The following is a 12,242-nucleotide window of genomic DNA, read 5'->3' as shown; positions in this document are numbered from 1 at the left end:
TCGTACTCACCCCGACCATTCAGCCGAGGCTTTCCTCCGGGCGTTTCCCTTCGGTGTTTCCAACCTTACCAGACGCTTTCCGTCCCGATTTCCGGTCCGTATTTCATCCAGTGGCCGTTGGAGAGCCGTACCTATTCAGTCGCCTTCCGGCTTCCTTTCGGTGGACCCGACTTTATCAGAGGTTTTCCACCGGATTGACCGGTGGTCTGTTCTGACTGAATCGGAATGGCTCCGATGGAAGTGACTTCCGCGGAGCCTTATAGATTTTCTCAAGTACCACCGAGCTGGCAGTCACTGCCGTGCTCTAGGCAACTGTTCGAATCTACCTCCCCACGCGCTCCGTGTCAACGGAGTCCGTGCGGCGAAGAGGAGACTAGCAGCTCGCGGCTTGCCGATGCACATCAGGCAGCGAGCGGCACCGTGGCGCTGCGTTCGGCCTCCTCCACGTCACCCGTCTCGCCGAGTTGCACGGCCCGGCGGCCGAGGATCCACACGTACAGCAGGAAGGCCGCCTCGGCCGCGACCCCGATCGTGATCCGGGCCCAGGTCGGCAGACCGGAGGGGGTCACGAAGCCCTCGATGGCGCCGGAGACGAAGAGCACCAGGGCCAGGCCGACCGCCATGCCCAGTGCGGAGCGGCCCTCTTCGGCGAGGGCGGTGCGGCGGGTGCGCGGCCCGGGGTCGATGACGGTCCAGCCCAGGCGCAGCCCCGTACCGGCGGCGACGAAGACGGCGGTGAGTTCGAGCAGGCCGTGCGGCAGCACCAGGCCGAGGAAGGTGTCCAGGCGGCCCGCGGAGGACATCAGGCCGATGCCCACGCCGAGGTTGAGCATGTTCTGGAAGAGGATCCAGACGACCGGCAGGCACAGGAAGGCGCCGAGGACGAGGCACATCGCCGCCGCCTGCGCGTTGTTCGTCCAGACCTGGGCGGCGAACGAGGTGGCGGGATGGCTGGAGTAGTACGTCTCGTACTCGCCGCCGGGTCGGGTCATCCGGCGGAGCTCGTCCGGGGCCGCGATGGTCGCCTGGACCTCGGGGTGGGTGCCGATCCACCAGCCGAGCAGGGCGGCGAGGGCCGTGGAGAGCAGGGCCGTCGGCACCCACCAGCGGCGGCTGCGGTAGACGGCGGCGGGGAACCCCTCGGTGAGGAAGCGGGTCACATCGCGCCAGGAGGCTCGGCGGGTGCCGGTGACGGTGCTGCGTGCCCGGGCGACGAGCTGCGTGAGCCGGCCGGTGAGCTGGGGGTCGGGGGCGCTGGACCGGATCAGTGAGAGGTGGGTGGCGGCACGCTGGTAGAGGGCGACGAGTTCGTCCGCCTCGGTGCCCGTCAGGCGGCGACGGCGGCGCAGGAGCGCGTCGAGCCGGTCCCACTCCTGGCGGTGGGCGGCGACGAAGACGTCGAGGTCCATCTGCGGCTGCTCCTCCTCGTCCGGCAGGGGACTGCGGGGTCCGGCATGGGGCGCGGTGCGCCTCAGCTTGGCAGACTGGCCGTGCGAGGGGCAGGCCAGGGCGGAAGGGCGGCGGGGGCATGACGGAGTTCGTGACGGGTGAGGCGGTGGCGCTGGAGTTGCGGCCTGCCCGGTTGCCGAGCCGTGCGCTGGCGGTGCTGCTCGACCTGGTGGTGGCCCTGACGGTGTATGTCGTCCTGATCCTCGCCCTCGCCGCGGCGACCGCCTCGCTCGACGAGGCCGCGCAGGCGGCGATAGCCGTGGCCTCGTTCCTGCTGCTGCTCGTGGGTGTGCCGATCGCGGTGGAGACCCTGAGCCACGGCCGTTCGCTGGGCAAGCTCGCCTTCGGCCTGAGGGTGGTACGGGACGACGGGGGGCCGATCCGGTTCCGGCACGCGCTGGTGCGCGGGGCCATGGGTGTGGTCGAGATCCTGATGACCATGGGTGTGGTGGCCTGCATCGCCTCGTTCGTCTCGGCGCGCGGGCGGCGGCTCGGCGACGTCTTCGCTGGGACGCTGGTGGTGCGGGAGCGGATACCCGTGGCGCGTACGGGTTTTGTGGCGCCGCCGCCCCCGCAGGTGGCCGCGTTGTTCACGGGTCTCGACCTGTCCGGGGTGCCGGAACAGCTGTGGCTGGGCGTACGGCAGTACCTGGGGCGGATGGGGCAGCTCGACCGGCAGATCAGCTGGTCCATGGCGGGGCGGCTCGCCGACGAGGTCGCGGCGCGGACCGGGGCTCCGGTGCCGCCGGGGATGCCGCCCGCGATGTATCTGGCGGGGGTCCTCCAGGAACGGCAGACGCGGGACGCGCATCGGGCCTTCGGGGGTGGTGCGGGGGCACCGCACGCGCCCCAGCCGCACACCAACGCGCCGTACGGAGCGCCGCAGCCGGGCCGGCCGGATGCGCCCGCGCCACAGGGCCGACCGTCGCAGCCGCGCCCCGCTCACCAGCCGCCTGCCCCGCAGGCGAACCCCATGCCTCCGGCGCCCGCAGCCCCGCCCGCGCCCAGTGCCGCGCCTGCGGATCGTCCCGCTTCGGAGGGGCGTCCTGCCTCGGGGACGGGCTTCGCGCCGCCCGCATGAGTCCGGGCTGAGGCGGCCCGGTCGCGCGGTCGGTTCCGTCGGTTCAGGTGAAGACCGAGGGCGGTGACTCCAGGTCTTCCAGCTCGATTCCGGGGGCCGCGAGGACCACGTCCCCGGCGAGGTGGACCTCCGCCTGCTCACCGGTGTCCAGGGCGGTGACCTGGTACGTGTCCACCGTGAGGGTCCCGTTGTCAGTGGGGTGTGCTTCGCTCCTCAGCAGCGCCCAGGACTGGTCCAGGGTGCGCGGAGCGAGTACCGGATCCGTGAGGGCGAGGAGCCTGACGCGGGTGGCGGGGGCGCCGGGGCTGAGGTCGAGCAGGCGGGATGTGGCGATGAGGAAGGCCGGAGAGGTGCCGGTGAAGGCGTGGGCGGGCGCGTTGCCCTCGGTGGCGTGGGCGCCGGTGGGGTCGGTGCGTACCCAGGTGACGCCGTCGATGGCGGCGCCCTTCACCTGCCACTCGAAGGCGTGCGCCTCCAGCCGAATAGGGCGGCCCAGCGCGTCGAGCGCCAGGTCGACGGAGCCGGTGGGGCTGCCGTCGGGAGCGGTGAGCCGGGAGACATAGCGCCAGCCGGAGGGCCCGGGGGCGCACTGGAAGCGTTCTTCTCCGAGGGGGGTGTGGTCGTGGGGATCGTGCAGGGAGTAGCGGCCGCGGGGCATGGGGTGCGGGTCCTTCTCGGCCTGCTGGGCCGGCTCGCGGGTGTGCGGTGGGCCGTGGCCGCGCGGTCGGCGCGCGGCCGGAGCGGTGCGCTGACGGGCACAGGCCCCCACCGGTGCGGGCGGGGGCCTGTGCGGGGCGGTCGTCCACCGGATCCCGGGCCGGGATGCCCGGGATCGGCGGCGCGGCCGTCAGTAGCGGTAGTGGTCCGACTTGTACGGGCCCTCGACCTCGACGCCGATGTACGCGGCCTGCTCCGGGCGAAGCGTCGTCAGCTTGACCCCGAGGGACGCCAGGTGGAGGCGGGCGACCTTCTCGTCGAGGTGCTTGGGGAGCACGTAGACGTCGGTCGGGTACTCGTCGGGCTTGGTGAACAGCTCGATCTGGGCCAGGGTCTGGTCCGCGAAGCTGTTGGACATCACGAAGGAGGGGTGTCCGGTCGCGTTGCCCAGGTTGAGCAGGCGGCCCTCCGAGAGCACGATGATCTTCTTGCCCTCGGGGAAGGTCCAGGTGTGGACCTGCGGCTTGACCTCGTCCTTGACGATGCCGTCGATCTTCGCGAGACCGGCCATGTCGATCTCGTTGTCGAAGTGGCCGATGTTGCCCACGATCGCCTGGTGCTTCATCTTGGCCATGTCCGAGGCCATGATGATGTCCTTGTTGCCGGTCGTGGTGATGAAGATGTCGGCGGTCTCGACCACGTCGTCGAGCGTGGCGACCTGGTAGCCGTCCATCGCCGCCTGCAGCGCGCAGATCGGGTCGATCTCGGTGACGATCACGCGGGCGCCCTGGCCGCGCAGCGACTCCGCGCAGCCCTTGCCGACATCGCCGTAGCCGCAGATCACGGCCGTCTTGCCGCCGATGAGGACGTCAGTGGCGCGGTTGATGCCGTCGACCAGGGAGTGGCGGCAGCCGTACTTGTTGTCGAACTTCGACTTGGTGACGGCGTCGTTGACGTTGATCGCGGGGAACAGCAGGGTCCCCTCGCGGTGCATCTCGTACAGGCGGTGGACGCCGGTGGTGGTCTCCTCGGTCACGCCGCGGATCTCCGAGGCGAGCTGGGTCCACTTCTGCGGGTTCTCGCCGATGGTGCGGTGCAGCACCTCGAGGATGACGCGGTGCTCGTCGTTCTCGGCGGTGTCGACGGCGGGGACCTTGCCGTCCTTCTCGTACTCGACGCCCTTGTGGACGAGGAGCGTGGCGTCACCGCCGTCGTCGAGCACCATGTTCGGGCCGCCGGTGGGGGTGTCCGGCCAGGTCAGCGCCTGCTCCGTGCACCACCAGTACTCCTCCAGCGTCTCGCCCTTCCAGGCGAAGACGGGGATGCCCCGCGGGTTGTCCGGGGTGCCCTCGGGGCCGACGGCGATGGCCGCGGCCGCGTGGTCCTGGGTGGAGAAGATGTTGCAGGAGGCCCAGCGGACCTCGGCGCCCAGGGCGGCCAGGGTCTCGATGAGGACGGCGGTCTGCACCGTCATGTGCAGGGAGCCGGTGATGCGCGCGCCCGCGAGGGGCTGCGCGGCGGCGTACTCCTTGCGGATCGACATCAGGCCGGGCATCTCGTGCTCGGCGAGAGTGATCTCCTTGCGGCCGAACTCGGCCAGGGAAAGGTCGGCGACCTTGAAGTCCTGTCGGTTGTCGACAGTGGTCATGTCGAGCTGCTCCTCGTGATGGGTCGAGGGTGGGTACGGCTGGCTGAGCGGCGGCGGACACAACTGTGGCCGGGCGCGCGCAAAGCAGTCCGTCGGAGGCCCTCTCTCCCTCGGCCGGCCCGCGTCGCGGGTCGCCCGACCGCCATCAGCAGCGACGTCTGGCTCTGGTCACGAATCTACACCGATCGGCCCGGCCGACCCCAGCCCGCTCCGGGAATTCGTGCCCCGCCCGCGGCGGCGGACCCGGGAGCCGGAGCCCCGGTGGGACGCCGGGTGGTGGCGGCACTCGGGGCGAAATCGCTGGTCGAGACGGTCGGGGCCGCAGGCGCGCGACGGGCCTCGCGGCGCGGAGGAGGAGGTGGAGTGAGGACAGCCACAGTCGAGCTTGGCGGGAAGTGCCCGCCGTGCGGCCTGAGATCAGTGGCCGGGGGCGTCCTTGGCGGGGCCGCCGGGTGAGGCCTCCGGGGAGGCGCCGGCGGCTGCCTCGGCCGCGCTGTAGATGTCGGGCTCCAGGTAGATGACGCGGGCGATCGGGACGCTGTCGCGGATACGGGCCTCGGCCGCGTCGATGGCCTCGGCGACCTGGGCGGCGGTGTCGTCGTGGCGCACCGAGATCTTGGCGGCCACGAGGAGTTCCTCGGGGCCGAGGTGGAGCGTGCGCATGTGGATGATGCCGGTGACCGTCTCCCCGTCGACGACCGCCTTCTCGATCTTCGCGACGTCCTCGGTGCCCGCGGCCTCACCGAGGAGCAGCGACTTGGTCTCGGCGGCGAGCACCATCGCGATCACGATGAGGAGGACACCGATGCACAGGGTGCCGATGCCGTCCCAGACGCCGTCGCCGGTCGCCAGGGCCAGCCCGACGCCGCCGAGGGCGAGGACCAGACCGACCAGCGCGCCGAAGTCCTCCAGGAGCACCACCGGCAGCTCCGGGGCCTTGGCGCGGCGGATGAACTGCGACCAGCTCAGCTTCCCGCGCAGGAGGTTGGACTCCTTGATCGCGGTACGGAAGGAGATGCTCTCGGCGATGATCGCGAAGACCAGGACGCCGACCGGCCAGTACCAGTGCTCCAGTTCGTGGGGGTGCTTGATCTTCTCGTAGCCCTCGTAGATCGCGAACATGCCGCCGACCGAGAAGAGGACGATGGAGACGAGGAAGGCGTAGATATAGCGCTCGCGGCCGTAGCCGAAGGGGTGCTGCGGGGTGGCTTCGCGCTGGGCCTTCTTGCCGCCGAGGAGGAGCAGGCCCTGGTTGCCGGAGTCCGCGAGGGAGTGCACCGACTCGGCGAGCATCGAGGACGATCCGCTGAAGAGGAACGCCACGAACTTCGCCACCGCGATGGCGAGGTTGGCGCCCAGTGCCGCCACGATCGCCTTGGTGCCGCCTGAAGCACTCATGTGTTCCCGAAGTCCCTTCGTACGTGACGCGCGGCCGCCCGCCCCTGGCGTGCCCGGCCGCGCCTTGCGGTCGCCGTTCCGGCTTTGCCGGACCTTTGCGAGGGGCCATTCTTGCAGCCTCGGCTCCACCCGGGGGGCCGGGTCGGCAGGGCGGTTCCGGATCGGCGTCTCAGGCGACCACGGTGGCCCGGAAAAGCGTGCCGTCTCCGGACACTTCGGCCGCTTCGCCGGGGACCACGAAGGCCGACTCGCCCGGGCCGAGGGCCAGTTCACCGACCCGGACCCGGCCCGCCGTGCAGAGCAGGATCTGCGGCAGCGCGGTGGCGAGGTCGCGGGCGGCGCCGTCCTCGGACAGGACGAAGCGGGAGAGCCGGAACTCCTCGATAGGGGTCGCGTAGACCTCCTCGCCGTCCGGGCCGGCCTCCGGGCGCAGTACGCCCGCCTCGCCCGCCTCGAAGCGGACGATGCGCAGCAGCTCCGGAACGTCGATGTGCTTGGGGGTGAGGCCGCAGCGCAGCACATTGTCGGAGTTGGCCATGATCTCGACGCCCAGACCGTCCAGATAGGCGTGCGGGATCCCCGCGCCGAGGTAGAGGGCCTCCCCCGGCTGGAGGGTGACGTGGTTGAGCAGCATCCCCGCGAGGACGCCCGGGTCCCCGGGGTAGTGGTGGGCGAGGGTGGCGTACGGGGCGTAGTCGCCGCCGAGGCGTTCGGCCGCGGCGGCGGCCTCGGTGACGGTGGCGGCCATCTCCTCGCGCTCGGCGCCGAGCACGGCGGTGAGGACCTCGCGCAGCGCGGCCTCCTCCGGGTGGGCGCGCAGCAGGTCCACGTACGGCTTGAGGGAGTCGACGCCGAGGCCCGCGATCAGTTGGGCCGCGGCGGCGGGTTCGCGGAAGCCGCACAGCCCCTCGAAGGGGGTGAGGGCGCAGAGGAGTTCGGGCTTGTGGTTGGCGTCCTTGTAGTTGCGGTGCGGGGCGTCGAGCGGGACGCCCCGGCGCTCCTCCGCCGCGAAGCCCGCCCGGGCCTGGTCGAGATCCGGGTGGACCTGGAGGGAGAGCGGGGCGCCCGCCGCGAGGAGCTTCAGGAGGAAGGGCAGCCGGGGGCCGAACCTGGCGACCGCGGCCTCGCCGAGCAGGGCCTCGGGGGCGGCGTCGATGACCTCGTTGAGCGGTCCTGCCTCGGTGCGCGAGGGCGCCCCCGGGTGCGCGCCCATCCACATCTCGGCCTGCGGCTCGCCGCTCGGCTCCACGCCGAGCAGCTGCGAGAGGGCGGTGACCGAGCCCCAGGCGTAGGGCCGGACGGAGTTCGCGAGGCGGTACATGCGGGCTCTTTCTGCGGAGGGGCGCGGGGGCGAGTTCTGCGGGGGGCGGCGGGGAGGGCTGGGCCGGAAGGGCGGAGGGGTGGACCGGAGTGGACGGTGAGGAGGGGGCTGTGGGAAGGGGGGCGGGGTGCCGGAGGTCGGGCGCGGGTCAGTGCGCCGTGGGCGCGGCGGTGGAGGTCTCGCGTGCCGCGGCGGGCGCCTGGTGCGGGGTCGGGCAGGTCCGCGGCGGCGGTGCCACGGACCGGTGCGGGGTGCCGTCGGTGGAGCAGCTGCCCGGTGCCGTCAAGATCAGACCCCGGAGGCGAGCGCCAGGTAAACGGCGGCGAAATCCGTGATGGCGATCAGCTCCGCGAGCCGTTCCAGTTCGCCGCCCTCGCCGGGTTCCAGCTCGCTGAGGGCGGTGTCGTGGCCGAGCGCCAGCTCGCGCGCGGCGGGCGCGGCGCTGAGACCGCCGTTCAGCGCGTCGCGCAGCAGCACCACCCGGGCGCGCATGGCCTGCGGTTCCTCGACCCGGTCGCGGAAGAAGTCGTCCGGGTCGCCGCCCGCGGCGAGCACCCCGGCGAGCAGGGCGCCGTGCGCGGGCAGCGCCTCGGGCAGCTCGGCGGCGAGCGCGGGGCGGCCGGCCAGCTCGGCGAGCGCCCCGGCGAAGCGCCGCCCGGCCGGACCCGCGCACAGGCCCTCGGTCCAGATCAGCGGCAGCGAGTCGGCGAGTTCGGCGGCGAGCGTCTTGGCCGGGTTGTGGTAGGTGGCGATGGCGGGGCCGCAGCGCTGCGCGATCTCGTCGAGCCGGTCGGCGACGCGGGCCAGCTCCTCGGCGGGCGCGCTGATCAGGCCCGTACGGTCGAGGAGCGCGAGCAGCGGCGTGAGCAGGGCCCACAGCGCGCCGGGCGCGGAGGCCGCCCCGACCTCTTCCTCCTCGTACGGGGCGGTCGCCATCGGTACGAACAGTCCGTGCGCCGTCTCCACGGCCTCCCGCAGCGGGGAGTCCTGGGGCGCCACGGCGACCACGTTGCAGCCGCGGCGGTACGCCTGGTCGGCGAGGAGCGCGAGGCCCGGCTCGGAACCGTCCGGGGTGGCGAGCAGGAGGACGTCCACCGGGCCCGCCCAGCCGGGCAGCGTCCAGCGCAGGGCGCCTGGGGCGGGGGCGACGCCGGTGGCGTGCAGCCGGGTCACGGGGCAGCCGACCCCGGCCAGCCTGCCGAGCAGGTCCCCCACGCAGATCGCGGCGGCGCCCGGACCCGCGATCAGTACGGCACGCGGGCGCCCCTCGGGCTTCAGCTCGGTGACCCCGGCCTCGGCGGCGTGCCGTACGGCGGTACGCACCCGGGCGCCCGCCTCGGCCGCCCCGCGCAGCAGGCCGCGCCGGTCGGCACGCGCGAGCGCCTCGGGGTCCTCCAGCAGCGTTTCGTCCAGCATGGCGGGGCCTTTCCTGGGCCGTGGGTCGGGGCGGGCTGGAGTGGCGGGAGCCGGGTCCGGGGCCTCGGGCCGGGAGCCGGCCTCTGCGACGGGGTGCCTGCGGCGGTACGACGGGGTCCCCGAGGCGGCTCGGGGAGGCCGTGCGGGCGCGCTCAGGCGGGGTGGCGCGCCTCGTCCACCAGCAGCACCGGGATGTCGTCGCGCACGGGGTAGGCGAGGCCGCATTCCTTGCTGGTGCAGACCAGTTCGCTGTCCCGCTCGTCGAGCGCGGAATGGCAGGCCGGACAGGCGAGGATCTCCAGGAGGCCGGCTTCCAGCGGCATGGGGTCGTCCCTTCAAAGGAGCAGCACTTGAGCCGCAGCACGCGGCCTGGCCAGGGTACCGCTGTGAGGGGTGGGGTGTGGGGGTGGGCCGGGAGGGGGTTAGGGGCGAGGAGGGGAGGAGGCGGGGGCCCGGGGGACGGATGGCGGGTGGCGGGTGACGGCTGACGGCTGACGGCTGACGGCTGACGGCTGACAGATAGCAGATGACGGATTTCACTATCTGTCATCCGTCATCTGTCAGCCGTTATCTGTCACTTGATAACCGGTGCCTGACTCTCAGTGCCCGGCTTCCGGCAGCCCGGCCGCCGCCGAGCAGCGCGCCGACTCCACTCCACTACCCCCGGCTCCGGAGGCAACCGCCCGCCCCGCCGCACTCCGATCGACCCGCGCAGCTCCGGCAAAGCTCCGGCCCAGCCCCAGCCCCAGCCCCGGCACCGGCACCGGCACCGGCACCGGCACCGGCCCAATCCAACCCCTCGCCCCGAGCGGCCCCTCCCGCAGCCCCGACCGCCCCCGACCGACCGCCCGGCTCCCGCGCCCCCGACCAGCCGCCCGGCCCCCGCGCCTCAGCCCCTCACCAGAGCCAGCACCTCGTCCCGTACCTTCGCCGCCGTGGTCTCGTCGCGGGCCTCGACGTTGAGGCGCAGGAGCGGCTCGGTGTTGGAGGCGCGGAGGTTGAACCACCAGTCGGCGGCGGTGACGGTGAGGCCGTCGAGTTCGTCGAGGGTGACGTCGTCCCGGCTCTCGTAGGCCGACTTCACGGCGGCGGCGCTGGCGGCCTGGTCCGTGACGGTGGAGTTGATCTCGCCGGAGCTGGCGTAGCGGTCGTACTGCGCGACCAGGTCGGACAGGGTCTGGTCCTGGGTGCCGAGTGCCGCGAGGACGTGCAGGGCGGCGAGCATGCCGGTGTCGGCGTTCCAGAAGTCGCGGAAGTAGTAGTGCGCGGAGTGCTCGCCGCCGAAGATCGCGCCGGTCTTCGCCATCTCGGCCTTGATGAAGGAGTGGCCGACCCGGGTGCGGACGGGGGTGCCGCCGTTCTCGCGTACCACCTCCGGGACGGACCAGGAGGTGATCAGGTTGTGGATGACGGTGCCGGTGCCGCCGTTCTTCGCCAGTTCGCGGGCGGCGACGAGCGCGGTCACGGCGGACGGGGAGACCGGGTCGCCGTTCTGGTCGACGACGAAGCAGCGGTCCGCGTCGCCGTCGAAGGCGAGGCCGAGGTCGGCGTTCTCCTCGCGGACCCGCTGCTGGAGGTCGACGATGTTCTTCGGGTCGAGCGGATTGGCCTCGTGGTTCGGGAAGGTGCCGTCGAGCTCGAAGTACAGCGGTACGAGGTCGATCGGCAGGCCCTCGAACACGGTGGGCACCGTGTGGCCGCCCATGCCGTTGCCCGCGTCGACGACGACCTTGACCTTGTCCCCGGCCGCCTTGGCGCCGCTCGCCGGGGGCCTGATCCCGGTGAGGTCGACGAGCGAGCGCAGATGGGCCGCGTAGTCGCCGAGGGTGTCCCGCTGGGTGATGGTGCCCGTGGTGGCGGCGGGCGCGGGGGCACCACCGTCCTGCCAGCCCTCGACGAGCGCGCGGATATCGGCGAGTCCGGTGTCCTGCCCGACCGGCGCGGCCCCGGCGCGGCACATCTTGATGCCGTTGTACTGGGCCGGGTTGTGCGAGGCGGTGAACATCGCGCCCGGCAGGTCGAGCGCCCCGGAGGCGTAGTACAGCTGGTCCGTGGAGCACAGCCCGATCTCGGTGACGTCCGCGCCCCGGGCGGCGGCGCCCCGGGCGAAGGCGCGGGCGAGGCCGGGCGAGGAGGGCCGCATGTCGTGTCCGGTGACGATCGCCTCCGCGCCGGTCACCTGGACGAAGGCCGCGCCGAACAGCTCGGCCAGCGACTCGTCCCACTGGTCCGGGACCACCCCGCGTACGTCGTAAGCCTTCACGAGCTGCGAAAGATCAGCAACAGCCACGGCCGAGCCCTTCTGGAGTTCCTGCGGTCCCTGCGGTCAGGGCACAAGCTACCCGGTTCCGCTTCCCGGTCACTGTGACGTTGTCGGCAGCGCCGCCTGACGGTACTTCACCTGAGGTATCGGCGGATAACACCCCATGCGGGACGCTTACAAAGCGGGCAACTCGGTACGTCGCGCCATGCGTTCACGAGTGCGTAAGCGGAGGGCCCGCAAAAGTACCCGGCCAGGAAACACGCCCGAGCGGTAAACGTATGCCTTCGGAAACGTGCGCGGGGTCAGGAGTCCGGGGAGCGGAGTACGCGCAGGTGGCCGCGGCGGGCGACCTCCATCGGGTCGGCGGCGCGGGTCGGGTTCCCGCCCGCCTCCGCGGCGCGCTCCTGGGGACGTGCCGCCTCGCGGACCGCGTTGGCGAGGGCTTCCAGATCGTCGCCGCTGGGGCGGCTCGGGCCCGAGGCCTCGGCGAGCCGGACGACCTCCCAGCCGCGGGGGGCGGTGAGGCGTTCCGAGTGCTCGGAGCAGAGGTCGTAGCAGTGCGGTTCGGCGTAGGTGGCGAGCGGGCCGAGGACCGCGGTCGAGTCGGCGTAGACGTACGTCAGCGTCGCTACGGCAGGACGGCCGCATGCGGTGCGCGAACAACGACGTACAGGGCTCACGACGTTGGACGGTACCGCACTCTTGAGCGGGCCGCGACGACTCTCCCCGAGGTCACCCCACCGTGTCGTACCCCACGGGCGCGGACCGGCGCCGGCCGGACACGCGGCGCTGAACTGGCGTGACGCGGTACGGGAGGCGGCGGAGGCGTCGGCCACGCCGTGCCGCCCGGGCCGGGATCCGGCGAAGAGCGGGCGGCGGGAGGGTCGGGACTGATATGCGATCGAGTTCGGGGAGGGCGGGGTGGCCGGTGACCGGGAGCCGGTGACCGGCGGCAGGCGGCAGGCGGCAGGCGGCAGGCGGCAGGCGGCAGGCGGCAGGCGGCAGGCGG

General features: G+C 72.7%; 10 protein-coding genes. 1 reads left to right on the top strand and 9 read right to left on the bottom strand.

Annotated features, from left to right (window positions below; genetic code table 11):
- Positions 1-401: 401 nt before the first annotated feature.
- The gene (locus HFV08_RS29805; protein WP_168543696.1) at positions 402-1,409 is read right to left on the bottom strand and encodes a stage II sporulation protein M; all 1,008 of its coding nucleotides are present in this window, start codon (positions 1,407-1,409) and stop codon (positions 402-404) included.
- Positions 1,410-1,528: 119 nt separating this feature from the next.
- On the opposite strand from HFV08_RS29805, the gene HFV08_RS29800 reads away from it, so the two are divergent.
- Positions 1,529-2,530: an RDD family protein gene (locus HFV08_RS29800; RefSeq protein WP_168543695.1), complete on the top strand. Its 1,002-nt coding sequence runs from the start codon at positions 1,529-1,531 to the stop codon at positions 2,528-2,530.
- Positions 2,531-2,573: 43 nt separating this feature from the next.
- Here HFV08_RS29800 and HFV08_RS29795 read toward each other — a convergent pair whose 3' ends face one another.
- The 8 genes from HFV08_RS29795 to HFV08_RS29755 form a co-directional block, all read right to left on the bottom strand.
- Entirely contained in the window at positions 2,574-3,188 is a 615-nt protein-coding gene (locus tag HFV08_RS29795) for a hypothetical protein (RefSeq protein ID WP_168543694.1), read from the bottom strand.
- Between the two features lie 189 nt (positions 3,189-3,377).
- Positions 3,378-4,835 carry an adenosylhomocysteinase gene (gene ahcY, locus HFV08_RS29790; protein WP_168543693.1) on the bottom strand — a complete coding sequence of 486 codons (1,458 nt, stop codon included), beginning with the start codon at positions 4,833-4,835 and terminating at the stop codon, positions 3,378-3,380.
- Positions 4,836-5,252: 417 nt separating this feature from the next.
- Positions 5,253-6,233, bottom strand: a complete 981-nt coding sequence (locus HFV08_RS29785) for a cation diffusion facilitator family transporter (RefSeq protein ID WP_168543692.1) — start codon at positions 6,231-6,233, stop codon at positions 5,253-5,255.
- Positions 6,234-6,402: 169 nt separating this feature from the next.
- Positions 6,403-7,554 carry a mannose-6-phosphate isomerase, class I gene (manA, locus tag HFV08_RS29780; RefSeq protein ID WP_168543691.1) on the bottom strand — a complete coding sequence of 384 codons (1,152 nt, stop codon included), beginning with the start codon at positions 7,552-7,554 and terminating at the stop codon, positions 6,403-6,405.
- A gap of 288 nt (positions 7,555-7,842) precedes the next feature.
- On the bottom strand, positions 7,843-8,970 hold the full coding sequence (locus HFV08_RS29775; RefSeq protein WP_168543690.1) for an SIS domain-containing protein: 1,128 nt from the start codon (positions 8,968-8,970) through the stop codon (positions 7,843-7,845).
- A 152-nt stretch (positions 8,971-9,122) separates the two neighbouring features.
- Entirely contained in the window at positions 9,123-9,293 is a 171-nt protein-coding gene (locus HFV08_RS29770) for a Trm112 family protein (protein ID WP_168543689.1), read from the bottom strand.
- Positions 9,294-9,859: 566 nt separating this feature from the next.
- A complete protein-coding gene (locus tag HFV08_RS29760) occupies positions 9,860-11,260 on the bottom strand; it encodes a phosphomannomutase/phosphoglucomutase (protein ID WP_168543688.1) in 1,401 nt (466 codons plus the stop codon).
- Between the two features lie 275 nt (positions 11,261-11,535).
- Positions 11,536-11,913, bottom strand: coding sequence for a DUF3499 domain-containing protein (locus HFV08_RS29755; protein WP_168543687.1), 378 nt, complete (start codon positions 11,911-11,913; stop codon positions 11,536-11,538).
- Between the last annotated feature and the right edge of the window lie 329 nt (positions 11,914-12,242).

This window comes from Streptomyces physcomitrii (genome assembly GCF_012273655.1).
Lineage (GTDB): Bacteria > Actinomycetota > Actinomycetes > Streptomycetales > Streptomycetaceae > Streptomyces > Streptomyces physcomitrii.
This window is presented reverse-complemented; position numbering and strand designations above follow the sequence as displayed.